Genomic DNA, 22,388 nt, shown 5'->3' on the forward strand with positions numbered 1-22,388 from the left:
ACAACTCCCATATATTTAACGATAAATGACAAATATAAGGTAATGGAGACAAATAAAAAAAGCGCTATAAAGCGCTCTCTTGTTCCAGATCATCTAATTTTAAATAAACATCGCGGGGTTTACTACCCTGAGTTGGACCAATGACACCATTTTGTTCTAAGGCATCGATCATATTGGCTGCGCGATTATATCCAATTCTAAAACGACGTTGTAATAGAGATGTTGATGCTTTTTTCTGACGAACAACATATTCTTGAGCTTCTTGGTAAAGTGGATCTTCTTCCACACCCAAGACCCCTTGGTTTCCATCAACACCATCTAATTTAATAAAGGAATCATCAAATCGTGGTTTTGCTTGGGCACTTGCTTTATCCGCAATTTTCTTAACTTCGTCATCACTGACATAACATCCCTGAACACGAATTGCATGCGGTTCACCCATTGGTACATACAACATATCGCCATATCCAAGCAATTTTTCGGCACCGGTCTCATCCAAGATGGTACGCGAATCAATTGCACTTGACACCGCAAAAGCAATTCTCGAAGGAATATTTGCCTTAATGATTCCTGTTACAACATCCACGGATGGTCGCTGCGTCGCGACAATAAGATGTATCCCCGCAGCACGCGCAAGTTGAGTAATTCTTTGAATACTTGTCTCAACCTCTTTACCGGCAACAGACATTAAATCTGCCAACTCGTCAATAATAACGACAATCCACGGTAATTTTGACAGATTTTCCGCAGGGAAGGCTTTCACTTTCTCATTATAAGATCCAATATTTCGCACCCCAGCTTTTGAAAATAAATCATAACGTTGTTCCATCTCCTCAACAACAACTTTCAAAGCTGCTGATGCCTTATGCGGATCATCAATAACCGGACCAATTAAATGAGGTATTTCAGTATAAGGTGTAAATTCTACTTTTTTAGGATCAATTAAGAGAAGTTTTAAATCTTCAGGAGACTTGGTGAGCAGAATGGATGTAATGATGGTATTCATACATACCGACTTACCGCTCCCTGTTGCACCCGCAACAAGTAGGTGAGGCATCTTATTCAAAGCTACCGTAATGGGTTTTCCTGTTAAATCCTTACCCAGTGCAACATTTACATTATCTTCTGACATAAATTGTGATGACCCCATCACAACATCTTTCATTTTAACTGGGACCATCTCAACATTTGGAATTTCAATCCCAACCGCACTTTTACCTGGAATCGGCGCTTCAATACGCAAAGTCTTTACTGCCAATTCCATCATCAAGTTATCTTGAATCGATGCAATCCGACTGATCTTCACATTGCTGTCAGGTTTTAACTCAAATTTCGTTACGGCAGGACCAATATGGATATCCATAAGCGCTGCATCAATTCCAAACTGTTTTAAAACCGCAATTAACCGTTCCCTTTTCTTTAGCACTGGCTACATTCGCTTTGATGTATTTGATCCACGTCCCGCCTCCAACAAGTGAATGGAAGGAACTTTGTAATTTTCAAAAGAACTCGTTCTAAAATCTTCTCCTTGTTCCAGTGCTTGTTGGGTACTGGTTTTATCCGATAAGGAAACCGGATCTAATCCTGCATTTTTAAATCCAAATGGATTTTCTTCTAAATCCGTTGTCGGCGTCGCATCGGAAGAATCAGGCACATTGACATCATCCATTGTCATAAACGGTGATTTTGTGACTGATTCTTTCACCACATTGGGAGCATCAAACGAAATAAAACCGGCTTTTGTTGGTTCTGCTTCGCTTGCGTACTCATTTAATTTTTCATCCAGTTCCGCTTGTTTTTCCTGCATTGCCTTCACACGGCGCTTCGCTTCTTTTTGTTCACGACGTTTTTCTAAAGCAGACTTGGTTGCATCAGTACTCTTTTGTGCACTTCGCAACATTTCTCTTGGTGTAAATAAGAGCGCAAGACCACTTAGAATTAGCACAATTACAAAAAGCAAGACACCTGCACGATCCACAAGATATGACAACAGTCCAAATAAAACTGCGCCCACAACACCACCATAAGCATTCTCATTTGAATTCATAAAAATCTTCGGAATACGATTAAAATACTCCGAGATTACGGACAAACCGGACGCTTGGGGTTGTAGAAAGAAATTAACGGAAAGAATCATTGCAGTAAAAAGCAGACCCACGGCGGTCCAAAAACGCCATGTTTTATGTTTCGTATCCGTTCCAATCATTTTGTATCCTGTAATCCCAATGATTAAGATGTGGTAAGGCATCGGATACTGTCCCACTAAAATACGCATACATTGATTTAAAAAGCGGCCAAAAACACCCAATTCAAACATCGCAATAATTGCAAGTGCAATTACAGAGAGTTCAACGACAAATTTAATGAGCTCTTGTTGTTTAAGCTGTTCTTTTTTTGTTTTCTTTCCCTTAGAACTCACGCAATCACCCCTTATCAGATATGAATTTCAATAATAACAGGTAAAATCATCGGACGTTTCCCTGTTTGTTTATAAATGTATTTAGAAATAATATCACGTGCTTCATTACGCGCTGTAACGTTATCATATTTGTGCTTCTCAACAAGTTTAAGAATGGTTTGTTCAAGAATGACACCCACTTCTTTCATAATGTTATCTGCGTCTTTTAGGTAGATAACACCACGAGATTGCACATCCGGTCCGCCCAGAATTTCCTTCGTTTTGTTATTGATAACCATACCAACAATAATGGATCCATCTGTAGCGAGTGTTTGACGATCACGAAGCACCAATCCCGATGTATCTAAATGGTCTTTGCCATCGATTAACATATCTTCAAGTTTTAAGATTTCAGATGTCGTTTTTAAACGACCTTCATCAAACTCTGCGACTTGACCGTTATCCAAGATTACAATATTACCAGCGCTAATACCCATATCAACCGCAACACCTGCGTTTGCGACAAGATTTTGATATTCACCTTTAACTGGAACATAATACTTCGGTTTAAGAAGCGCAATCATCATTTTCAAATCTTCAACAGATGCATGCATCGGCATAACATCTTTATAGTTTAAGTACATTACTTTAACGCCATCTTTATACAATTCATTAATCATAGCTCCCGCGACGGCTTCCGTACCTGGAACAACTGGAGAAGCGACAATCACGTTATCGTTTTCATTCACTTCAACAAGTTGATCTTCACCCATCGCAATGCGTCCCATTTTATTAAAAACGCTAGGGCCAATATCAGACACAATTACCACGACATCTTTGATTTCATTATTAAACTTCTCAGGTTTAATTTCGAGACCTTTAGGCATATGATAGTAATTTAGACGTTCAAGATGCTTCATCAAACGACGTTGCTTCTCACCATAGAAAAACACTTTACGATTGAATTTTTGAGCCGTTTCAATCACTTCAATGAGTCGGTAAATATTTTGTTCATACAACGTCACAAGAATGCGGTCGTTTGTTTCTTCAAAAACACGTTCAATACGTTTTGAAATACGGTGATTAGGCGAAGTAAATCCTTGGCGTTTTGAAGCTACCGATTCAGCAGTTAATAAGAATACGCCTTTTACCCAATTCAGAGATATTTGCGACATCACACATAAATCCTTGATTACGCACATCAAAATCAATAATAAATTCACTCGAATGGACGACATATCCTTGATCCGTATCAATTGCAATTCCAAATGTATCTGGAATTGAATGTGTCAACCCAAAAGCTACAAAACGACGCTCACCAATTTTAAAACGGCTGTTGCGTTTAATTTTGTGAATGTGTGCATTCTTTACTTTATTTTCTTTAAACAAATCTTCAATCATAAGCGCAATAAGCGGCGTTGCATATACCGGTGCATTCACTTCCTTAACAAGATATGGGAGTGCACCCATTACGTCATCATGACCGTGTGTGATAAAAATTGCTTTAACACGCTTTTTATTTTTCTTTAAATATGATAAATCGGGAATGACAATTTCGACACCCCATTGATCAGTTTGTGGATATTTTAAACCTGCATCCACGACATAAATCTCGTCATTAATCTCAATGACCGACATATTCTTGCCATCTTCATCAAGACCTCCTAATGCGAGAAAACGAATTTTATCCATAAAATCTCCTTTTAATTAATTTCTATTATGATGTAAACCATTTCCTATATTATACACTAGATTTCCTTCACTTAAAAACGAAGCACTAATGTTTGCACAGAAACTTCAATAAAAAAACCAAGCAAGGCTTGGTTTTACTTACTTTAAATTGCAATTCTTTGAATTGACTTCGACTTCATCGTCTTATCATCAACATCAATCACTACAGCATTTAAGAATGCATCACCTTTGGCCACTTTGAAGTGTGTTTTTTCATTTAATATTACGCGATCATACAACTCATCAATGTCACGTCCAATAACACTATCACAAGCGCCACACATTCCGACATCCGTAATATAGGCTACCTGGCCAATAATACGTTCATCTGCAGTTTGAACATGTGTATGGGTTCCAACCATCGCATCAATTTCTTCAGAATAAATATGTGCAAATAACATCTTTTCGCTGGTCGATTCTCCATGGAAATCTACAAAGTAGTAATCATACTCCGTATTTTCTAAAAGCCAGTCCATATAAGGATAAGGCCGATCACCCACACGATTCATAAATGCTTCACCATAGAGGTTTACCACACAAATTTGTTTTCCCTGAACATCAAAAACTTTATAATAGTTTCCAAAATCAATGGGTTCAATATTCGCAGGTATCAATAGATTCGGACATGCGTCATAATCATCGATAATTTCGCGTTTGGCAAATGTATGGTTTCCCATTGTAATGCACTCCACACCTGCTTCGGTTAATTGATTGTATATTTTCTTTGTAATGCCTTTACCATGTGCACTGTTTTCACCGTTTGCAATCGTAAAGTCTATTTCGTATTGCTCTTTTAACATAGGTAAGTGGTCAACAACAATTTGTCGACCACTTGCTCCTACGATATCACCTATAAATAATATCTTCATTACTTAGCTAACTCCATTGCGCGTAATTCACGAATCACAGTCACTTTAATTTGACCAGGATATGTGAGTTCTTCTTCTATTTGTTGACGAATATCGCGTGCTAGTTTTACCGTTTGAAGATCATCGATTTCATCTGGTACAACCACAACACGTAATTCACGACCTGCTTGAATTGCGAATGCACGTTGAACTCCTTCACGAGTTGATGCAATCGCTTCAAGTTCTTCAAGACGTTGAATATAATTTTCAAATGACTCAAAGCGTGCGCCTGGTCGTGCTGCACTTAATGTATCCGCCGCTGCGACAAGTACGGCAATCGCACTGGTTGCTTCAGTATCACCATGATGTGATGCAATTGCATTAATCACAATTGGATGTTCATTATGTTTCTTCGCTAAACGTACCCCTAAATCCACATGGCTACCCTCGATTTCAAAATCAAGACCCTTACCAATATCATGGAGCAGACCTGCACGCTTCGCAAGTTTTTGATTTAAGCCAAGTTCAGCGGCCATCATCCCCGCTAAATTCGCAACCTCAATACTATGAGCCAAGGCATTTTGACCATAGCTATAACGATATTTCAGACGTCCCAGAATGGTTACAATTTCTTTATCCATCTTACTAATACCTAAATCAAACAAGGTATCCTGACCCGTTTTATTAATAACTTGATAAAGTTCTTTACGTGCTTTATCAACAACTTCTTCAATACGACCTGGTTGAATTCGACCATCAGTCATAAGCGTATCCAATGCCATTCGTGCAACTTCACGACGAATTGGATCAAAACATGATAATGTAATAATTTCAGGTGTGTCATCGATTAATAGATCGACACCCGTTGCATTTTCAAATGCACGGATATTACGTCCTTCACGACCAATAATACGGCCCTTCATTTCCTCACTTGGCAAGGTAATGACCGAAGAGGTCCGTTGCGTTGTTTCTTCTTGTGCATATCGCGAAATAGCAAGAGAAATTATGTTTCTTGCGATGTCTTCAGCCCGTTGATGAGCCATTTCTTCTTGTTCACGAATGTAAGTAAGAACTTCTTGCTCCATTTGTTTTTCAACAACTTCGAATAGTTCTGTTTTTGCTTCTGATGCAGGCATATGAGCAACTCGTTCTAATTCTCTTAATTGAACCTCTGTGCGTTCGATTAACGCCTGCTCCATCTTATCTAGTTTGGCAGTTCTAGCCTCTAAGTCACGTTGCTTATTCAACATTTCTTTATCTTTAGTCACTAAGTTTGCATCGCGAAAATTTAGATTTTCTTCACGGCGATCCAATTTATTTTCATATTCTTGGAGTTCCTTACGCTGCCCCTTAAGTTCCTTTTCAGCATTTAGTTTGATCTCATAAGCATGAGTTTTCGCTTCTAAATGTGCTTCTCTTTTTATTGATTCTGCTTTTTCTTCAGCATCTTTAATTAATGAATTTGCACGTTCCTTTGAACGGTTTAAACCTAATTTATTCACGACAATCATCGCAAAAATTGTCAAAATAAAAACAATAATACCAGTTAAGACGGAATATAATAGTTGATTGTCCATTCTATTCCTCTTTCTTTATTAAAAAAATATTTAAAAATTAGTTTCCTTATACCTATATAATACTTTATTAATGTGAATTCCACAAGGACAAAAAAAAAAAGAATGATATATATTATCATTCTTTTTCCTCTTTTTTCTCTAAAACTTCACGTTTCGGTAAAATAATCTCGCGAATCTGTGCAGCAATCTCTTCTGTTATCTTAGGATTATCTTCTAAGAAACTTCGAACCGCTTCACGACCCTGTCCGATTTTTTCATCTTTGTAAGAATACCAAGATCCACTCTTATTGATAAAGTCATATTGAACACAGAGATCAATGACTTCACCAATATAACTAATACCTTTACCATAAATGATTTCAACTTGTGTGGTTCTAAAAGGTGGGGCTACTTTATTTTTTACGACTTTAATATTGGCTTTATTCCCAACAATATCCGTCCCTTGTTTAATTTGTTCACTGCGACGAATATCGAGTCGAACTGAAGAGTAGAACTTCAACGCACGGCCACCTGGTGTTGTTTCAGGATTACCAAACATAATTCCCACTTTTTCACGAAGCTGATTAATGAAAATTGCGGTACATTCCCCTCGGTTCATGCCACCGGATAGCTTACGCATTGCTTTAGACATCATTCGTGCTTGTAAACCGACTTGAGCATCACCCATTTCACCATCGAGTTCCGCTTGTGGTACCAGTGCCGCAACACTATCAACGACAATTAAATCAACAGCACCGCTACGAACTAAGACATCCACAATTTCCAATCCTTGTTCACCACTATCCGGTTGTGAAAGAATTAAATCGTCAATGTTAACACCTAAATTTTGAGCATAAATAGGATCAATCGCATTTTCAGCATCGATAAATGCAGCTTTACCACCCGCTTTTTGCACTTCCGCAATCGCATGTAATGCAAGCGTTGTTTTACCGCTTGATTCAGGGCCATAAATTTCAATAATACGACCTTTAGGGTATCCGCCAATTCCAAGTGCAGCATCCAAACTGAGCGATCCTGAACTAATAGCGTCAATATCAACCGCAGCTCGATCACCCAAGCGCATAATTGAACCCTTACCAAATTGTTTTTCGATTTGTTTTATTGCATCATCAAGAACTTTATCTTTTTTTGCGTCTTCCATACGATCCTCCATATATTAAACTAAACAAAGACTACATACTTTCTGTAAAGAATGAACGGCTTTGAATTACATACGAAGCCCCACTTAATACTGACATCAAGGTTGCAAACCATACTGCAATCGATGAAACTGGAATATGATATAACTCAAATGGCAGATTATTGAGTAAGACTAAAATAATTGCAATCATTTGCGCAACAGTCTTTACCTTACCTAAATACCCAGCAGCCATAACCATTCCTTTTTGAGCAAGTAACATTCGCACTGCATCCACAATGGTATCGCGCCAAATCATAATTAAGACTGCTACAACAGGAACAATGCCTTGGTAGGCGAAAATAATAAATAATGTATTTACAAGAAGTTTGTCTGCAATTGGATCTAAAAACTTCCCAAATACAGTAATCATATTACGACTGCGTGCAAGATAACCATCAAGGAAATCCGTAAAGGATGCGACCGCAAACAGTACAAGCACTGCAATATTTTTATACGACAACATCACGGTATCAATATTTATGTAGGGAACCGTAATCCCAAAATGACTGTAAGGAAATAATTCCACCAATACAATAATTGGTATTAGAATAATTCGAAAGACGGTTAGTTTATTTGCGATATTCATTAGTTAGCTCCTCCAACAAACTTGAAGGTAATTGTTGCATAGTCGGGTAATGTTGCAATTGATGCATCCATTTCAACTTTTTCACCATTCAGTTTAATCTCATTACCATTCATGTAACCAAATGTTACTTCCAGTGACTTCCCATCCGCAACATTGAGAATAACACTTGCTTTCTCATTAGCATTAAAAATCTTAGCAGCTGGATTTGCAAGCTGTTGACCATCTTCGGTAAATGAGGTCCAAGAAGCATTATGGAATTCAAAATCAAACGTTGCTTTTTCATCCTTAACCCAGTTTTTCACTTCATAAACAACACTTGATCCTTCAATCGATTTTTGAACGACTTCAAGTTTTGTTTTTTCAGGTTCTTTTGGCTTTTCGGTTTCTGGTTTTTTCTCATCTTCTTTTGGATCTTCTTTTGGATCTTCTTTTGGATCTTCTTTCGGAACTACGATGGTACTTCCTGGATCTTCAATAGGATCTTTGACATTGAGACTTCCACTTAATAATTTATAACCACCAAAGAATAATAGTGCGAGAATCGCAATCGCAAACAAGAGCATCGCAATTGTTTGTAAATCCATTTTCTTACGGCCTTTCGATGCGGGTTTGCTCTTAACTTTAGCTTGCTTCGATTTTTTTTGGACATTGCTTGTAATTTCATCTTGCTTTTTGATTTGTGAAACCGTAATGGAATCTGTATACGCATTAATCGTATCATCCAACTCACTTCGCAATTCATTATAATCAATATCTAAAGCATTCGCATAATAACGTACAAAGTAGCTCAAATACGATAAATCGTCTTTGAAAAATTGAATATTTCCTTCTTCAATTGCACTCAACTGTACGGTTGATAATTTCGTTTTAACACTCATTTCTTCTAATGAGTAACCTTGTTCTTTACGGCGTTCTTGTAGTATTAAGCCAATTTTTTCCAAGTTATGCTCACCTTCCTTACACATATAAAATAATTATAACAATCATTACACTTTATTACAATGTAATACGTATGCATTTGTGAAATTAAAAAAAGGCGTATTTCTACTCCTAAATGCATTAACACTCATTAAGCCATGTTCTGTTGCGATAATCATTTATCTACGTTTTAAAAACGTCTCACGTTACCTTCATTTCAGTAGTGTGAGTTCCCCTACCAATTTTGGGTTTCTCGCTTATGGGGTTTACCTCGTTCCACTTCCTAGGTTTCCCTAGAAACTTCGTCACTGTGGCACTTTTATAGCCGCCATCCATAGTTTCCCTTAGGATTTTGGTCTGCCGTTATAGATGCCTCTATACCTCAGCTTATTGATTCACTGAGCACAAACACTACCACCATCTCAGGTGGTGCGAGCATGGACTTTCCTCTACATTTTACTGCAGCGATTATCTTTCGTGTTAGTAAGATTTATTTTTTATTATTAAAGACCGCTTCCTCAAGCCGTGAAACACGTTTTAGAATGTCTACATGACTGAATTGAGTTGGCATATCCTTAGACACACGATCTCTTCCTTCATATTCTAAAAGCATGCGTTTTTGTTGACCTAATGTGGTTTCATATCGATCTAACAACTCTTTTTGTTCTTTGATAATGCCTTCAAAGAATTCATAGTCGTGCATTACTTGATCAAGGAATTGATCAACTTCAACTGCATTATATCCTTTAAAGTCCACATGGAACTCTTTATCCAGGATTGCTTGCGTCGTTAATTTTTGTGCCATAAATTCACCTCTCATCTATTATTACAAATAACCGTTTGAAGTTCAATAGGAAACCTCCGCTTTCCCCCAAGATTTTTAGTATATGATATTTGATGGGAATTATAGTATAATATTGTTGGTGATTAGATGATTCAATATCCAACTGGAAAAAAAACTTACAACAAACCCAGTGGTACTGGCGTTACAAGTAGACGTGGTATGAGTCTTGAAGAAGATATCAACAAGACCAATGACCACTATCTTATGAAGGACATGGCGGTAGTTCATAAAAACCTACGCCGATTCAAATCGTCAATGTTGACTACCCTTCACGTAACAAAGCAAAAATCACTGAAGCTTATTTTAGACAGGCATCCACGACCGATTATCAAGGTGTATATAAGGGATACGCTCTTGATTTTGAAGCAAAAGAAACCAAGAACAAAACCTTGTTCCCACTTGCTGCGCTTCATAAACATCAGCTCGATCATCTTGCTGCGGTTTCACGGCATGGTGCCATAGCATTTCTTATCATTCGTTTTTGGACGATTGATGAGACGTATTTGATCTTTGCAAAAGACTTTGTACCTTATATCAGTGAGAAACATGTTCGGTCGTTACCCCTTTCGTGGATTCGATCTGTCGGTTATCAACTTGAAAGTACATATCAAATACCTTGTCATTATCTTGACATTATTAATAGAGTCTATATAAAGGAGTGTCTATGACAAATAGAAAAAGTAAAAACGAACCTGAGATTCCACATATTAAGCGTGGATCATCAAATAATACGGATGGTTCTCAAAAGAAAACAAAAACAAAAAAAGATAAAAAACCCTTAACTCCTGAACAGAAAAAACTGAAACGACAACGCATTGTCGCATGGATTTTAATTGTTTGTGTATCAATCGGAATTATTGGCGTTACAGGCGTCGGTGCACTTACCGTAAAAAACATGAAAAATGCACCTGTATTAAAAAAAGATGACTTTTTAACACAATCCGCATCAAACATTTTTGATAAGAATGGTGAGCCTATTTATAATACCGCTGCAAAGAAATCCGATCCTACAACATTTGATCAAGTGCCTCAATCGTTAATTGATGCATTTGTTGCGGTTGAAGATTCTCGTTTCTTTGTCCATGGCGGTTGGGATGTTCCACGCTTTACCAAAGCAGCACTTTCCAATCTTCTTGATTCGTTAAGACATGGTTCGATTAGTTTTGGTCAAGGTGGGTCGACACTCACAATGCAATTAATTAAAAACCAGTATTTTATGGAAAATGAAGATGCAGCAACGGGTGTAAACCGTAAACTGCAAGAAATTTATCTTTCTACTAAACTTGAACGCGAACAAGTTCTTAGCAAAAAAATGATTTTTGAACTCTATATTAATATGATTAATTATGGTGTTCCACGTACAATGGGTGCCGATGCTTCGGCCCAAGCATATTTTGGTAAGCGTCTTTCCGAAATTAACTTAACTGAAGCTGCATTCTTGGCTGGTGTTATTAATGCACCGAGTGTGAATAACCCTTACTACAGCATTGAAGCAGCCGACGAACGTACAAAAGAAGTACTCTACTTAATGAATTATCACGGATATATTACTGATGAAGAGTACCAACTTGCGAAAGCAGTACGCGTCGAGGATTTACTTGTTGAATCATCTGCTTCCGAAGGCGAAATGTTTGAGTATCAAGCATTTATCGATGTCGCCTATCAAGAAGCCCAAGAACTTACGGGTCTTGATCCAGGAAAAGTTTCCATGAATATTTATACAAGTATGGATCCTACCGTGCAAAAAGGGATTGATGATTTCCAAAATCGTAAAATTACAGATTTAAACCCTTCATTGGTTGATGAAGAAAAAAATGAATACCGACCTATTCAAGTTGGTTCGGTTATTCTTAATAACCATACCGGTGAAATTGCTGGGATTGTAGGTGGTTTCGATTATAATGGTGCATTCCTTCATAACCGCGCCATTGCGAGAAACTCTTCACCTGCATCTGTTATGAAGCCTCATATTGCTTATGCACCTGCATTTGAATATCAAGGTCTTGCGACATCACATGTGTTCTTAGACGCACCGATGAATTATCGTGGTACGGATATTCTAATTGGAAACTATGATGGACGCTATTTAGGACAAGTTCCATTGATGATGGCCGTTGCCGATTCACGAAACATTCCTGCCCTTGAAGCAACACAAGGTACAATTGATACCATTGGTAATGAAAAGATGGTTGAATATTTAAATAAACTTGGATTCAGTTCTGTATCCGAGGATAATTTCCGTCCTGGTTTCGCGATTGGTGATGGAACCTTCACTGTAAGTCCAGTTGAATTGGCGGGTGCCAATGCTGTTATGTTTAATGATGGAAATTATATTAAGCCTCATACAGTCACTCGAATCGAGTTCTTGGATAGTGATCGGGAACCTTATGTTCCTTCGCACACTGCAACACCTGTTATTTCGGATGCATCGGCATGGCTTACAACTCGAATTATGAAATATGCAGTTGAAAGTTCATATAACCCGGTTATCTCGCCAGTACGTCGTAACTACCCTGTATTTGGTAAAACTGGAACGAATAAATATGATGATGAAACAGCTGATGCTACAGGTGTTCCACGAAATTCAATTAAAGACCGTCTCATGATTACCGCAACATCGGAATACAGTATTGCGACATGGACCGGTTTTGACTCAAAAGATAAGAAGAATCCTTACTTCATCGATGAGTACGGTGTTGATGAAGCATCACAAAATCTTACAGGTAAACTCAACAGTTACCTCCTAACACTCATTGAAGAATCCTATGGTGCTGGTGATGATGTTGCCCGCCCGGGTTCAGTTGCCGATATTCAACATATCTTGGGAACATTCCCATATCAAGCGCCAGTAGAAGGTATGGACCAAAGCCTCCTTGCTACAGGTTATATCAAACGTGATTTCTTAAAACTTGCCGAAGCGAGTCCAAAAGACTTAGCAGCACTCAGTGATCATAAAGTTATGATGAATCAAAAAGGAAATAAATTTAATTTTGATATTAAGATGGCAACCTATCCCGATGCGTCGCAATTAACCGTTGCACCATCTACCATAACCATGAATTATCCAAGTGGTGGTACGGTTGATGGAAAACGTCTGTATGATCCATCATGGCTCTTTGGTGCCGTGCGCTATAAATCTGAAATTCGTGTTGATGGTAAACCCATCGCTGAATCGATGACCGAAGGACCAAATCAAGAAATCTCAGTAACGATTGAGAATTTAAAAGGTAAAATTGAGGCATGTTCTTACTACACCTTCGATAAGAGTACCGGTAAGAAGAGTAATGTAGTCTGCACAGCCGTTGATGCCAAGGAAATTAGTGTTTTAGTTCGCTCTGCAGGAACTGCATTTAATGACTTTGTAGAACAAATGGTGGCAGCAGGCTTTAATCGAGACCTCATTCAAGCAAATTATGTTCTCGAAGGAAACAAGTATAAATCAGTTGTTGCCTCGGATCCAAATATCCTTGGTAAAAATGTAAAACCGGGTGATTATTCTGGAACTGTTATCAGTGTTAATGTCACCGATTTAGAAATCACTGCTTCGGGCGACTATCTTCGTTCTAATCTCAAGCGTGCAGCTGATGCAGGATATCTCACAGTTGACACACAAGGTAAATCATCTGGAATAATTGATTCCTTTACCGTAGATGGTACGGCGATGAGTTCATTCAGATTAAGTGATCATGAGGGATCTCAAGTTGTTGTAAACTTTAAATAGAAGGCTTCGGCCTTCTTTTTTTGCGTGCATAAAAAAAAGAGACGGATTATCTCTTAGATTTTATGTATATAGATTCGAGGAATATCGTAAAGAATATGACTGATTAATTCATTAATCGATTGTCCTGTGATTGCGATGTAATCATAAATTGTTTGCTTCTCATGACCAAAGAGAATAACGCGATCTTCCAGCGCACAAGGAACTCCGGTCACATCAACCATAAATTGAGACATCGCAATATCACCCACAATCGGACACAGTGTATCATTAATAACAACATGACCACCATTGAGGGACAAGGACTTCATAACCCCATCACAATAGCCTGCTGAGACCGTAGCAAGCATCATATCGTGCGTTGCTTGGAATGTGCGACCATAACCTACATACTCCCCTTTCTTAAGCTCACGCACCATGCAAACGCGTGATTCAAAAGATAGGACGGGTTCATACCCCGCATTTAAAGACATCTCCAGTTGTGAAGGGTGATAGAGACCAAACATAATCATACCGCAACGAACTGCATCAAAGCCTAAATCACCAAAATTAAGGATGGAAGGACTGTTTTGAATATGGGTCATCTTTGGATCAATGCCATCTTGATGGAGCTTTTCAATAACTGTCTTATAACGTTCAAGTTGAAGCATTGAAAATGCAACTGCATCTCCATCATAAGACTGCGCTTCCACAAAATGACTGTAAATACCACAAACTTCAAGACCCTCAAGTGCATAACAAGTCTTAATCTCTTCATAATCTTCCATACCCAAGCGATGAAGGCCTGTATCAACTTTTACATGTGTTTTAACTTTAACACCGTGGTCAAGACCAAATTGATTCAGTTTTAATGCATAGTCATGATTAACAATAACTTGCATTAAATCATACTCAATCAAATACTTAAAATTTGACTCGAGGGTAGCACCAAGAAGAAGAATCGGTGTCGTAATTCCATGGGATCGAAGGTCACGGGCTTGTTCAATGTTTAAAACTGCAAGTACATCAATTTTCATCTTTTCACAAGTATGTGCTACTTCCACAAGACCGCAACCATAACCATTGGCTTTAATGACCGCAATGATTTTCGTTTCAGGTTTAATAATTTCACGCAGTTTTTCAGTATTGTTCAGGATTTTTTGTTCGTCTACAAATACAGTACAGTTGTTAATCATAGTAAATCCTCAATCATTTTGGTAATCAATTCTGGATAACTTACACCGGCACGGTCTAACATTCCCGGATAACGTGATGAACTTGTAAATCCTGGGATTGTATTAATTTCGTTTAAGAAAATACGATGATCTTCAGTTACAAAGAAATCAATACGCGAGAATTGAGCGCAATCTAAAACATTGAATGCAAGCTCACCCAAACGCTGTACCTCTTTTCGGACCGATTCAGGGAATGTAGAGATAGGGAGTGTCTCGGTTGCATGTGGGTGATATTTCTCTTGGAAGTCAAACACCTCACCGGAAACATTAACCTGGTCCACTTCACTGATAATCATCTTTTGATCGGTTTTAAGAATACCGAGACCGACCTCAGTTCCTTTGATATACGCTTCAATGAGAACACGGGTATCAAATTCAAACGCAAACAAACATGCTTTCAGTAATTCATCATAATTACGCACATAGGTCACACCAAAAGAAGACCCTTCACGACTTGGTTTCACAATACAAGGATAAGTTACTTTTTCAATATCAATATCGTTAATATGGGTGATTAATTGATAATCAGCCATATTAATGCCTGCTGCTTCACAGATTATATGTGTAAAGCCTTTATCCATACATAGTGCGGAAGAAAGTACATCACAGCCTGTAAAAGGAATGTTTGCACATTTTAGGAGTCCTTGAACTTGTCCCCCTTCACCCATACGACCGTGTAACATTAGAAATGCCACATCAACCGGTAAGAGACTTTGATCATCTGCATAAATAAAACCGGGACGATCATAATTAAATTGTAAATAAAGTTCACGATGTCCCTCAAGTTTATTTGATTGCATCATCGCTAATGTATAATCACCCGTATACCATTTTCCATCTTTGTCAATGTATAAAGGTACACAGTCAAACTTATCTTTAGGAAAATGTTCAAATACAGACGCTGCACTTGCAACTGAAATATCATGTTCACTATTAATTGATCCAAAAACTAATGCCACTTGTAACTTATCCATTTACTTTACCTCTTCCATTAAACGCTCGAGTTGATACGAACGTGATCCTTTAATTAATATCATCGCATGCTCATTAAAACAGGGTGTGACCCGTGCCACAAATGCCTCAAACGTTTCATCATTTGTGAATCGCGACGAATCAAGTTTACGTTGAGAAATCGCTTTATTAAATTCTGGTCCTAATGTATGAACCCTTTTAATATCTAAATCTTGGATGCAATCAAGAACCTCAAGATGTGCACGTTGACTTTCAGGACCTAACTCAACCATATCACTCAAGATAGCAATACGTTCCCCTTCAAATTCATAGTGTGCAAGCAAATCAAGAGCATATTTCGCACTGATTGGATTGGACTTGTATGCATCCAACAAGACTAATGCATTCCCTTTGTTTACAAGCTCAGTTCTTAGGGAGGTTAATGCAACGTGATTCAAACCCTCACGAATAAGTCCATCATCAACGCCAAGTTTACGCATTAAGGCAATTACCCCTGCACAATTGCTCGCTTGGTGATTCCCTAAAAGATTGCTTGAATATTCAATACCATCTACTTTAAATGTGATGCCATCATTATTTGAAGCGACATCTGACACAATCCATTCATTATCTTGATTAAAACCAAAAGTGTGCTCACCATGGCTTATATTACGATAGTGTTCAAAATCTCCTTGGTAAAACGATAAATCTTTATGCGTCACAAAATCGAAGATTCTCATTTTTTCCGAAGCAATGTGTTCAATGCTTTCAAAATTCATCATATGTGCTGGTGCTAAACTCATTACAAGTCCTGCATCCGGACGAATACATTCAGCCATGACAGCGACATCCCCGACATAATCAAGACCCATTTCAAAAATACCGAATTCTGTATCCTCATTCATGCGAAAGAGATTGAGGTAAGTTCCAATTTCAGTATTTTGATTTTTGTATGTTGCGATAGCACTTCCAACACGACTTAGAATACTAAAGAGAATATCTTTCGTCGAAGTCTTTCCATTACTGCCTGTAATACCAATAAATGTCGCATTTAACGTTTCACGGTATGCATGCGCAAACATCTGTAAGCCCACCATTGTATCCTCAACGATAATCTGACATACATCAAGATTATCAATTTTATGATCAACAAGAACCGCTACAGCTCCCTTACCAATCACATCTTCAATATAATCATGACCATCTACACGAGCCCCTTTTAAGCACACAAATAAATCTCCTGCTTCCACAGTACGTGAATCGACCTTAACCCCTTGAATTTGCGCTGAACCCAATACAGAACCTTTTACCCAATCCGCAATGATATCGGTTTTTAAATTTTTCATAATTGATGTTTCTCCTTTAATTCTTCTAATAACTCAAAAGCATCCCGCTCATTTCGTGCGGTGCTATGATAACGTCCAAATAATAATAAGAGATGATGAGCACGAGCCCAATCCTCTCGCGGAATTTTACGCATTAACTTACGTTCAACATCCTCTACCGAATCATTTCGTTTGGCAAGCTTTAGCCGTTTGGCAACACGTTCAACGTGAGTATCCACTGCGATTGCGGGAAGCTTAAAACCTTCCGCTAAAACAACATTCGCTGTTTTTCGACCAACACCCGGTAATTTCATCAATTGAGTGCGTGTTCTGGGAACTTCCCCATTAAAATCCTCAACAAGCATCCGAGCACATGCGACAATATACTTCGCTTTGTTTCGGTACAAACCAATCGTCTTTAAATACGACTCAACCACTTTAACATCTGCCTGTGCAAGTGCTTCGGGCGTTGGATAAGCTTGAAAGAGGGCAGGTGTCACTTTATTCACTGCAACATCGGTTGTCTGAGCCGACAAAGTAACTGCAATCAACAATTCAAAAGGATTGCGATAATCCAAGTCACTTTTCGCCTTTTGAAACTCAGCATCCAAAATTTTAATCATTTCAGCTACGGTCATCCTAAACGCTCTTTTTGCTTATTCGCAAGGATTGCATTGATATATTGCATTGATACTTTTTTATAGATCACAGCATTTCTTAAACCGTCCAAAATATCGGCTTCCGAATATTTTGATAACCATGTATTAAGAGTCATCAATTCATTTTGAGACAACAATCGTCCAAATTCCGATTCAAACACCTCAAAAATCCCTTCATTAACGTATTCATATCGAACCCCGTCTTGAAATAGTCCGTCAAGGTTAAACTCAAGGGCATCTTTCGATACCTTAATCGCAAGAATATTCTGGCGTACTAAATCATGGATTGTTTCATCCACAACTTGACTGTCTAAAGCCGTACGTTCTGCCAACAATTCAAGCGTAATCGGAGCATCTTGTTGATTCAAGAAATCAATCATTAATAAAACTAGGGTCTGGGTAGGCGTCAGTTTCAGCGAACCCAAATTCTCTAAAATCCAATCACGGCGATTAATATAAGCCTTATTCCACCACATAACTAAAAGTCCTCCAATTCAAAAACTACGGATAAGTCATCAACATCTACAAATACTTCTTTATTTTTAGTTTTTAATACATATACAAGTTTGTCATTATAGACACCCAAACGAATTTTACGACTTGAAATGCCCATTGACTCTGCCAAATCATAAACCGGCTCATAGGTAATCATTTCATGTTCACCGAAAGCATCTAAACCTTTATTGAACCACACAATTTTAGAGCCTTCATCTTCTTTTATTTCTGTTATGTAATAAACTTGATCAAGTGAAAAACGACTCAATAAGCGAGCCTCTTCATAGCCTTTTAATTTCATCATTGCTTCAACATGTAATTGATCTTCACGTTCATAAGCACGGCGAGGTCCACCAATAAATCCTACATAGCCGATATAGATTGTCAAAACGATTAAGAAAATCAAAAATACATTTGTTGAAAATGCTTTAACTCTATTTTTCATGTTCACACCTCAATCATTATTTTACCATAATTACAATGAAAACGGCGGACATTCCACTGGAATTTCTTGAAATCAAACTTCTTTTTATCACGGTGCCACTTCGATAATTTATGCGTAAAAAAAACTGAATTGCTTCAGTTATTTTTTCTTAAATTTAAGGATGCCTTTTCGTTCTAATACACTTGCAACCAACCCACTGGATACAACAGCAAGTGCACCAGAAAGTCCCCAAGTAGCTGTAACATAAGCATTATCGACGTGATCAAAACCGACAACGGACCATTCGATATTTTTGTCGACATCTAGATTATAAAAACCTTGTTTCCCTTTAGAATTGATACCATAAAGCAACTGTGATTCATCTTCTAAATCCCAAGCTTTATAAGTTTGTTTAAATTTCAACTCTGGATCAATTTCAAGAATTTTTTTATCCAATTCCAAGGTATGGTCAACATACGTCGCTTTATTAACCTTTTCATGGTCACTACCATTTGTTGTTGATTGGAGAAAGAATGGTTCTTTCTCAGAACGCATCATCATAACCGCATCCCCGAGATAGGCATCATCGTTGCTGAATACACGCCATGATGCTTCGCCATTCTCAAGACTTAACATCGCTTTTAGATTACCGTTACCAAACCCATTGATTTTTTGGTCCCCAATTTTAATTTCGGCTTGTTTAAATCCAATTGATTCCATGTAGCGATCTAACATCTCATCTTCATAAACCGTCACATCGTGGTCATCAACCTTTACGACTGTGGGTTCATCTAAATTACGTTTTAATGTGACTTTATATTCCTTCACGACATCCTCTTGAGCACCACGAACGGTGATAACATGCTCTTTTACGTCATCTTTGAATTCATACTCTTTGTCAAACGTTAAGGTAACATCATTGCCGGTTGAGGCAACATCTAAAAGAACTTTATTGACACGTTTAGGTAATGTATACTCGTATTCTGTTTTACCTTCTTCGATTTTTATTGTCTTTAACGTTTCACCATAAAGTTTGGTATCACTGGAAATAATATCGATAGACTCAACTAAAAATGATTTCGCAAGTTCTTCCTTGCGCTCTTTTTCTGCTTGTTCAGCTTCTTCTTGGAGTTCTTCAGGTGTCTTTGATGGCGCTTCTGCACCACCTTGACTTGATCCACCTGATGACCCACCAGTCGAACCTCCTGATGATCCACCGTTTCCCGATGAGTTTCCCCCACCGCTAGATACAACTGAAAAATTGAAAGTAGAATTTATTGGGTATTTATTCATATCCAAGTCAGCTCCAAACCCTGAAACTGTAACACTCCCGCTTCCATTTACAGTAACAATAACAGAAGCACTCGAACTCATCGACGCTATCGAACTTGTGTTAACAGATACATTTCCAGATGTGCTGATATTTGCCTCAATCATTCCATTTGGATCTGAAACACTCATCTCAATTGAAACTGTTTCTCCAGCCGACGAGACTACACTTCCAGATGCATAAACGCTGACGCTATGTGCATAAACATCTACTCTGTTTTCTTGTAATAACACTATGCTAAAAAATAATACTATAATTACACTCAGAATTTTTTTCATAATTAATCCAAACTTTCTATATTTAGAATATGACGACGAATTACCATCATGTCTAAAATATCATTTTTTCCATCACTATTTAAATCCGCTCTTTTTTTCTGGTTATCATCAAATTTATCAATACCTAGAATATGTCTACGAATTACCATCATATCCATAATATCAATTTTCCCGTCATTATTTAAATCGCCGCGTTTTGAACTTTCTTCGTTATGCAACTTACCCGCTACGATTTTAACTTCGCTCCCTTTTACATAACCATAGTTATGATTTTCATTATAGGGTGTTTTAAAAGGTCTTGTCTCAGTATCCCAAGGCATTAAGTCACGATTTGATGTTAATAATGGATCTGCAGCAATTTTATACCACACCTCTGATCCTTTCTTAATCTCATCAAGAATTAATACATGTTGTCCTGTAACGTTTAATTTGTAGATTGAAGCAGAACTTCCATTTGCCTCTTTATAAACTGATGGTGTTCCACTTGATGTCACCAAACCGATGGTATATTGCTTGTAATCTTTCATACCAATATACCAATCCATGATGTAGAAATACTCTGCAGCTTTCTCGCCCCAAAATGGATCTGATGAATACTTAACGTTAATACCACTTTGTTTATCCCTAGATAACCGCCATAGTAATTCGCTTCCGTAACATCCATATAATGCCAGTTCAAGAAATGGGTCATATGGTTAGAAATGGACATCCCAATACTCTCATAGACAGTCGCCGATTCAGGTGCAGAATCATAGGCTGAATGCCCAAATATATTTTTATCTTTTAAGGCAATATTACTTCGTCCCCATGCCGACTCATTTACTGCAGTTCCAAATGTAATTAGAGGGTTAATCCCATACTTTTTCCCTTCATTTATAAAGTGACTTTCCGAGCCAACCAATAGTGACTCATGTGGCTGTAAATTCTCAACCTCAGTTACTTTAGGTGAAGGGGCTGCGGTATAACCCTTGCGTGCTAAATATTTATTGATATCTTGCGCAGTAACGGATGATTTTGCACGATTTGATAAATATTGATAGTAGTTATACCAAGGATTTGAAGCATTGATTGCCGCTGCATTTTTATTAAGTTTTAAATCCGCAACCATGGTCTTGAGATTTGTGTAAAAATAATGACCATCTGCCGAATAATAATTGACTCCTGGACGTAAAAAACTTGGTGCTGGTCCAAGAAGAATTGATGCTGCATTCGTTTGATTTGCACCACGACTGATATAGTGAACCAATTCGTTATCTCCATTCACTTTATACATATTCATGGATTTTGCTTCATCGAAACTATATTCTCTAAAGTTCGAAGCATTAACCCAACCTATAGCTCCAGCAATTTGAACTTTATAACGATTGTTTTCTTTGCCATAAAACGGAAAGGCACCACTGTAAAGGACTCCATCTGAAAGATACGTACGTGCTGCTTCCCCTGTTGAATTATTGTATAGAAGAATGGTAGATTTTCCCGATCCATTGGGTTCAATAATCCCCTCTGTACGTTGTGCACGGGCTCCAGAAGAAAAATTCCGCATTTGATTTAATACGGTTACTGTTTCATTGTCTTCACCACCTAAGGATGGGACATCTGGATTTTCATTCAAATCAATTTCCCCCAAATCCTCTTCATCACGAAGCTGTTCAATTTCAGGATCAAGTTCTTGTGTAAATCCCTCCAACCCTTTATGGTCCGCATACGTCGATGCACTTGAATTTACCCCCACAAATCCTAAAATCACAGCACAAATTATCAGTTTTAAGAGTTTCTTTTTAAGTTTAAAACGTTTCATTATTACCCACCGCCTTGGAATAAAATATACCATAATTCCCTCACAATCACAATTGAATGGGTGCATCATGAACAATATTTCACATACGCACATACTTGAATTTACTATAAGTTT

Annotated in this window: 18 protein-coding genes, 1 other RNA gene and 2 pseudogenes; 2 read left to right on the forward strand and 19 right to left on the reverse strand. The window is 37.8% G+C overall.

Going from position 1 to position 22,388, the window contains the following annotated elements; all coding sequences use genetic code 11:
- Nucleotides 1–64: 64 nt before the first annotated feature.
- From EEI45_RS10160 to EEI45_RS06710, 10 genes and pseudogenes are all read right to left on the reverse strand, one after another.
- A pseudogene (locus EEI45_RS10160) lies at nucleotides 65–2,419 on the reverse strand (DNA translocase FtsK).
- 14 nt (nucleotides 2,420–2,433) lie between these two features.
- Nucleotides 2,434–3,573 (reverse strand): ribonuclease J, encoded by a 1,140-nt coding sequence (locus tag EEI45_RS06675; protein ID WP_228410288.1) that lies wholly within the window; start codon nucleotides 3,571–3,573, stop codon nucleotides 2,434–2,436.
- Nucleotides 3,521–4,090 (reverse strand): ribonuclease J, encoded by a 570-nt coding sequence (locus EEI45_RS09520; protein ID WP_228410289.1) that lies wholly within the window; start codon nucleotides 4,088–4,090, stop codon nucleotides 3,521–3,523. Before EEI45_RS09520 ends, EEI45_RS06675 begins: the two co-directional genes overlap by 53 nt.
- A 143-nt stretch (nucleotides 4,091–4,233) precedes the next feature.
- The gene (locus EEI45_RS06680) at nucleotides 4,234–4,998 is read right to left on the reverse strand and encodes a TIGR00282 family metallophosphoesterase (RefSeq protein ID WP_125164625.1); all 765 of its coding nucleotides are present in this window, start codon (nucleotides 4,996–4,998) and stop codon (nucleotides 4,234–4,236) included.
- The gene (gene rny, locus EEI45_RS06685; RefSeq protein WP_125164626.1) at nucleotides 4,998–6,554 is read right to left on the reverse strand and encodes a ribonuclease Y; all 1,557 of its coding nucleotides are present in this window, start codon (nucleotides 6,552–6,554) and stop codon (nucleotides 4,998–5,000) included. The genes EEI45_RS06680 and rny overlap by 1 nt, the downstream gene beginning before the upstream one ends.
- Before the next feature lie 115 nt (nucleotides 6,555–6,669).
- Nucleotides 6,670–7,695, reverse strand: coding sequence for a recombinase RecA (recA, locus tag EEI45_RS06690; RefSeq protein ID WP_181950054.1), 1,026 nt, complete (start codon nucleotides 7,693–7,695; stop codon nucleotides 6,670–6,672).
- A gap of 31 nt (nucleotides 7,696–7,726) precedes the next feature.
- The gene (gene pgsA, locus EEI45_RS06695) at nucleotides 7,727–8,320 is read right to left on the reverse strand and encodes a CDP-diacylglycerol--glycerol-3-phosphate 3-phosphatidyltransferase (RefSeq protein WP_125164628.1); all 594 of its coding nucleotides are present in this window, start codon (nucleotides 8,318–8,320) and stop codon (nucleotides 7,727–7,729) included.
- Complete coding sequence (locus EEI45_RS06700) at nucleotides 8,320–9,261, reverse strand: helix-turn-helix domain-containing protein (protein ID WP_228410290.1); 942 nt, start codon at nucleotides 9,259–9,261, stop codon at nucleotides 8,320–8,322. Before EEI45_RS06700 ends, pgsA begins: the two co-directional genes overlap by 1 nt.
- Before the next feature lie 129 nt (nucleotides 9,262–9,390).
- Nucleotides 9,391–9,713: RNase P RNA component class B (gene rnpB, locus EEI45_RS06705), an RNA gene on the reverse strand.
- A gap of 15 nt (nucleotides 9,714–9,728) precedes the next feature.
- The gene (locus EEI45_RS06710) at nucleotides 9,729–10,043 is read right to left on the reverse strand and encodes a DivIVA domain-containing protein (RefSeq protein ID WP_013852834.1); all 315 of its coding nucleotides are present in this window, start codon (nucleotides 10,041–10,043) and stop codon (nucleotides 9,729–9,731) included.
- A gap of 252 nt (nucleotides 10,044–10,295) precedes the next feature.
- Between EEI45_RS06710 and EEI45_RS06715 the strand changes: the two are divergent.
- Both EEI45_RS06715 and EEI45_RS06720 read left to right on the forward strand, forming a co-directional pair.
- A pseudogene (locus tag EEI45_RS06715) lies at nucleotides 10,296–10,750 on the forward strand (Holliday junction resolvase RecU).
- Nucleotides 10,747–13,803, forward strand: a complete 3,057-nt coding sequence (locus EEI45_RS06720; protein WP_125164630.1) for a transglycosylase domain-containing protein — start codon at nucleotides 10,747–10,749, stop codon at nucleotides 13,801–13,803. The pseudogene EEI45_RS06715 and the gene EEI45_RS06720 overlap by 4 nt, the downstream one beginning before the upstream one ends.
- A 53-nt stretch (nucleotides 13,804–13,856) precedes the next feature.
- Here EEI45_RS06720 and alr read toward each other — a convergent pair whose 3' ends face one another.
- From alr to EEI45_RS06760, 9 genes are all read right to left on the reverse strand, one after another.
- Nucleotides 13,857–14,975: an alanine racemase gene (alr, locus tag EEI45_RS06725; RefSeq protein ID WP_125164631.1), complete on the reverse strand. Its 1,119-nt coding sequence runs from the start codon at nucleotides 14,973–14,975 to the stop codon at nucleotides 13,857–13,859.
- Entirely contained in the window at nucleotides 14,972–15,988 is a 1,017-nt protein-coding gene (locus EEI45_RS06730; protein ID WP_125164632.1) for a D-alanine--D-alanine ligase family protein, read from the reverse strand. Before EEI45_RS06730 ends, alr begins: the two co-directional genes overlap by 4 nt.
- Nucleotides 15,989–17,311 carry a UDP-N-acetylmuramoyl-tripeptide--D-alanyl-D-alanine ligase gene (locus tag EEI45_RS06735; protein ID WP_125164633.1) on the reverse strand — a complete coding sequence of 441 codons (1,323 nt, stop codon included), beginning with the start codon at nucleotides 17,309–17,311 and terminating at the stop codon, nucleotides 15,989–15,991. It abuts the gene before it with no gap.
- The gene (nth, locus tag EEI45_RS06740) at nucleotides 17,308–17,928 is read right to left on the reverse strand and encodes an endonuclease III (protein ID WP_125164634.1); all 621 of its coding nucleotides are present in this window, start codon (nucleotides 17,926–17,928) and stop codon (nucleotides 17,308–17,310) included. Before nth ends, EEI45_RS06735 begins: the two co-directional genes overlap by 4 nt.
- A complete protein-coding gene (locus tag EEI45_RS06745) occupies nucleotides 17,925–18,425 on the reverse strand; it encodes a DnaD domain-containing protein (RefSeq protein ID WP_125164635.1) in 501 nt (166 codons plus the stop codon). Before EEI45_RS06745 ends, nth begins: the two co-directional genes overlap by 4 nt.
- Nucleotides 18,426–18,427: 2 nt before the next feature.
- On the reverse strand, nucleotides 18,428–18,889 hold the full coding sequence (locus tag EEI45_RS06750; protein ID WP_125164636.1) for a transporter: 462 nt from the start codon (nucleotides 18,887–18,889) through the stop codon (nucleotides 18,428–18,430).
- Between the two features lie 138 nt (nucleotides 18,890–19,027).
- The gene (locus EEI45_RS06755; protein ID WP_228410291.1) at nucleotides 19,028–20,431 is read right to left on the reverse strand and encodes a hypothetical protein; all 1,404 of its coding nucleotides are present in this window, start codon (nucleotides 20,429–20,431) and stop codon (nucleotides 19,028–19,030) included.
- Nucleotides 20,432–20,478: 47 nt separating this feature from the next.
- Nucleotides 20,479–21,021 carry a dockerin type I repeat-containing protein gene (locus EEI45_RS09525; RefSeq protein WP_228410292.1) on the reverse strand — a complete coding sequence of 181 codons (543 nt, stop codon included), beginning with the start codon at nucleotides 21,019–21,021 and terminating at the stop codon, nucleotides 20,479–20,481.
- A complete protein-coding gene (locus tag EEI45_RS06760) occupies nucleotides 21,000–22,274 on the reverse strand; it encodes an N-acetylglucosaminidase (protein ID WP_228410293.1) in 1,275 nt (424 codons plus the stop codon). Before EEI45_RS06760 ends, EEI45_RS09525 begins: the two co-directional genes overlap by 22 nt.
- Between the last annotated feature and the right edge of the window lie 114 nt (nucleotides 22,275–22,388).

Origin of the sequence: Erysipelothrix piscisicarius, from assembly GCF_003931795.1 — a bacterium.
GTDB lineage: Bacteria > Bacillota_I > Bacilli_A > Erysipelotrichales > Erysipelotrichaceae > Erysipelothrix > Erysipelothrix piscisicarius.

Excerpts from the sequence above, each read along its gene's own strand:
- EEI45_RS06675 (WP_228410288.1), bottom strand. The coding sequence starts at position 3,573 with ATGTCGCAAATATCTCTGAATTGGGTAAAAGGCGTATTCTTATTAACT.
- EEI45_RS06710 (WP_013852834.1), bottom strand. The coding sequence starts at position 10,043 with ATGGCACAAAAATTAACGACGCAAGCAATCCTGGATAAAGAGTTCCAT.
- nth (WP_125164634.1), bottom strand. The coding sequence starts at position 17,928 with ATGACCGTAGCTGAAATGATTAAAATTTTGGATGCTGAGTTTCAAAAG.
- EEI45_RS06730 (WP_125164632.1), bottom strand. The coding sequence starts at position 15,988 with ATGGATAAGTTACAAGTGGCATTAGTTTTTGGATCAATTAATAGTGAA.
- EEI45_RS06680 (WP_125164625.1), bottom strand. The coding sequence starts at position 4,998 with ATGAAGATATTATTTATAGGTGATATCGTAGGAGCAAGTGGTCGACAA.
- pgsA (WP_125164628.1), bottom strand. The coding sequence starts at position 8,320 with ATGAATATCGCAAATAAACTAACCGTCTTTCGAATTATTCTAATACCA.
- EEI45_RS06745 (WP_125164635.1), bottom strand. The coding sequence starts at position 18,425 with ATGTGGTGGAATAAGGCTTATATTAATCGCCGTGATTGGATTTTAGAG.
- rny (WP_125164626.1), bottom strand. The coding sequence starts at position 6,554 with ATGGACAATCAACTATTATATTCCGTCTTAACTGGTATTATTGTTTTT.
- EEI45_RS09525 (WP_228410292.1), bottom strand. The coding sequence starts at position 21,021 with ATGGATTGGTATATTGGTATGAAAGATTACAAGCAATATACCATCGGT.
- EEI45_RS09520 (WP_228410289.1), bottom strand. The coding sequence starts at position 4,090 with ATGGATAAAATTCGTTTTCTCGCATTAGGAGGTCTTGATGAAGATGGC.
- recA (WP_181950054.1), bottom strand. The coding sequence starts at position 7,695 with ATGGAAGACGCAAAAAAAGATAAAGTTCTTGATGATGCAATAAAACAA.
- EEI45_RS06720 (WP_125164630.1), top strand. The coding sequence starts at position 10,747 with ATGACAAATAGAAAAAGTAAAAACGAACCTGAGATTCCACATATTAAG.
- EEI45_RS06760 (WP_228410293.1), bottom strand. The coding sequence starts at position 22,274 with ATGAAACGTTTTAAACTTAAAAAGAAACTCTTAAAACTGATAATTTGT.
- alr (WP_125164631.1), bottom strand. The coding sequence starts at position 14,975 with ATGATTAACAACTGTACTGTATTTGTAGACGAACAAAAAATCCTGAAC.
- EEI45_RS06735 (WP_125164633.1), bottom strand. The coding sequence starts at position 17,311 with ATGAAAAATTTAAAAACCGATATCATTGCGGATTGGGTAAAAGGTTCT.
- EEI45_RS06750 (WP_125164636.1), bottom strand. The coding sequence starts at position 18,889 with ATGAAAAATAGAGTTAAAGCATTTTCAACAAATGTATTTTTGATTTTC.